Annotated in this window: 2 protein-coding genes and 1 tRNA gene; 2 read left to right on the forward strand and 1 reads right to left on the reverse strand. The window is 39.4% G+C overall.

All coding sequences use genetic code 11. The features are described 5' to 3' along the window. On the forward strand, nucleotides 1–1,373 hold a 1,373-nt coding region (locus tag B2V92_RS06575), incomplete at its 5' end, for an MFS transporter (RefSeq protein WP_293306009.1). A gap of 199 nt (nucleotides 1,374–1,572) precedes the next feature. Here the strand turns inward: B2V92_RS06575 and B2V92_RS06580 are convergent. Further along, a complete protein-coding gene (locus tag B2V92_RS06580; RefSeq protein ID WP_293306011.1) occupies nucleotides 1,573–2,493 on the reverse strand; it encodes a PfkB family carbohydrate kinase in 921 nt (306 codons plus the stop codon). Nucleotides 2,494–2,637: 144 nt separating this feature from the next. Between B2V92_RS06580 and B2V92_RS06585 the strand changes: the two genes are divergently transcribed. After that, nucleotides 2,638–2,711, forward strand: a tRNA-Asn gene (locus B2V92_RS06585). The last annotated feature ends 108 nt before the right edge of the window (nucleotides 2,712–2,819 follow it).

The following is a 2,819-nucleotide window of genomic DNA, read 5'->3' on the forward strand; positions in this document are numbered from 1 at the left end:
TCGCCAGGGTGGTTACGAAAGATTACCTGCTGATTTGTATTATTTTAGAAATCGTAATTGCCTATTGGTGTTACCATACACGCGAAATCTGGTTGATTTTTACCCTTCGTTTTTTGCAGGGCATTGTAAACTGTGGATTAACAAGCATTTCGCTTAATTTGCTTTTTAGCCGCTTAAAATCAGAACATGCAAAAGAAACCGGTTATACCATTTTTTATGGCATGATCCTTTGTGTATCGCCCCTTACCGCATTATTTTCGGTGCCGATTGTAGAAAACTATGAATATAATGTGATTTATAAGGCCATTATATTCTGTTTTTTGCCAAGTGCAATTCTGCTTTTCAGTGTAATGAACCGGGTACATGTTTTACGCAAAACGCCGCTTTATAAAATAGATTGGATGAGTTTTGTACTTTTCTCTACCATGTTGGTGTTTATTGCCTACGTATTGGTTTATGGACAGGAGTACGACTGGCTGGATGACGAAAGCATTGTTTATTCCATATTAGCCATTCTGTTCCTGTTTGTGGTTTCTATAGCCCGGCAGCGTACATTGAAAAGACCGGCGGTAGATTTGGCTGTGTTTAAATCGAGGAATTTTGCCATTGGGATTGTTTTTTTGGTGATCTTGTATATCATCCGCGGGGCTTTTGGTTTAACTTCTTCTTATTTTATCACCGTTTTGGGTATGGATTCGCTACATGCCAACGAAATGATGATTTTTAATATCGCCGGGGTAGTGGTGGGTTCCATCATTGCCATCCGTTTTATGGTGCGCCAGAAACATTTAAGGGTGCTGTGGGTAACTGGGTTTGTATTTCTTTTTGTGTTCTTTTTGTGGATGTGCCAGTTGTTCGCTACCGAAGCCGGCACAGCTAATTTTTACCTGCCTTTATTTATGCAGGGTGTGGGCGCAGGGATGGTAATGTCGCCCATTGTAATGTTTATTATGTCCTCGGTACCCGAAAATATGAGCCAATCGGCGTCTTCTGTAGGTATTTTTGTTCGCTTTTCGACCTTTAGCCTGAGTTTAGCCTTTATTAATTTCTATCAGTTATATTTTAAAGGGAAACATAATGATGAGCTGCGGAGTAGTCTTACTTTACTCGATTTTAACCTGCCGGAAAGATTGAAAATGTATCAGGCTGCATTGAGCAGCAGGGGGATGCCCCGTGATGAAGCTGGTAAAGCCGCAATTGGTTTGCTCAATAAAGCAGTGCAAAAACAGACTTTTTTGCAGTTCTGTGTAAGCTATTACGAATGGATTGCGGTACTCTGTCTGTTATCGATTATGCTTGTCGCCCTGCAGCCAGTAATCAGCAGAACGGTTATTAATTTGAGGAACAGACAGCCTGCAGCGGTAGGGTTTTAGAATAATTGTCAGTTTACGACTTTTATATTGTTTTCGTCACCCTGAATTCATTTCAGGGTCTTTATAGCATGACGATCGCATTACACGGAGTGTAAGTCATAAAAAAAAACGCAGGTTTATAAGAAATTCATCTCTAAACCTGCGGTTCGTTTAGTTAATTAAAGTTAACTGCTAACTAAAAACTGCCAAAGAAAATTGACTAAGCTTCTATCGTAAATGCACTTAAATTTACAAATTGTTGGATCCTTGCGGCAACTTCTTCTTCGGTTAAGTTTAACAATTTTTCTGTTCCGAATTTTTCTACGCAGAAAGATGCCAATGCAGAACCGTAAATGATCGCATTTTTCATGTTATTGAAGTTGATGGTGCCCACTTTAGCTAAATAACCAATAAAACCACCAGCAAAAGTATCGCCTGCTCCGGTTGGATCGAATACTTCGGCCAAAGGTAAAGCAGGGGCAGAGAAAATCTCATCACCACTGAACAATAAAGCACCATGTTCACCTTTTTTAATGATCAGGTACTTAGGACCCATGGCAAGGATTTTTTTAGCAGCTTTAACCAACGAGTATTCGCCCGATAACTGACGTGCTTCTGCATCGTTAATAGTTAATACATCAACAAGTTTAATGGTTTCCAATAAATCGTCCATCATAATGTCCATCCAGAAATTCATGGTATCCATTACGATCAGTTTCGGGCGGTTTTTAAGACGTTTAATTACCGTTTGCTGTACCTGTGGGGTTAAGTTGCCCAACATGAGGTATTCGCAGTCCTGATAGCTTTCAGGGATAATCGGATCAAAGTTTTCCAATACGTTTAATTCAGTGATCAAAGTATCACGACTGTTCATGTCGTTATGGTATTTTCCCGACCAGAAAAATGATTTTTCACCTGCTTTAATCTGTAATCCTTCGGTATCAATGCCGTGGTTGGTAAAGGTATCGATATCTGATTGATGGAAATCATCACCAACAACTGCTACAATTTTTGCTTTATTATAAAAGTAAGAAGCAGCTAAACTTGCGTAGGTTGCTGCCCCACCAACAATTTTATCCGTTTTTCCGAAAGGAGTTTCAATAGCATCAAAAGCTACAGTACCTATGATTATCAGGCTCATATCTTTGTATTAATTTTTTTTCTAAATTTTTTCACTGCAAATATTGCATAAATAATTTAAAAGCCCTAATATTGCATTCCCAAAACGAACAAGTGGATGTTTGCTGAAAAGCTTAAAGAAACCTGTTTTTTTGGATAGCCGGATTCCTTCTTAGCTCAGCCGGTTAGAGCATCTGACTGTTAATCAGAGGGTCGCTGGTTCGAGCCCAGCAGAAGGAGCTTTAAAAGCCACAATGAAAGTTGTGGCTTTTTTGTTTAAAGACTATTTTGAAACATTTTTAGCTCAGCCGGTTAGAGTCCCGCACGTGCGGGATTAATCAGAGGGTC

Source organism: Pedobacter sp. UBA5917, from assembly GCF_002432345.1.
Taxonomy (GTDB): Bacteria; Bacteroidota; Bacteroidia; order Sphingobacteriales; family Sphingobacteriaceae; genus Pedobacter.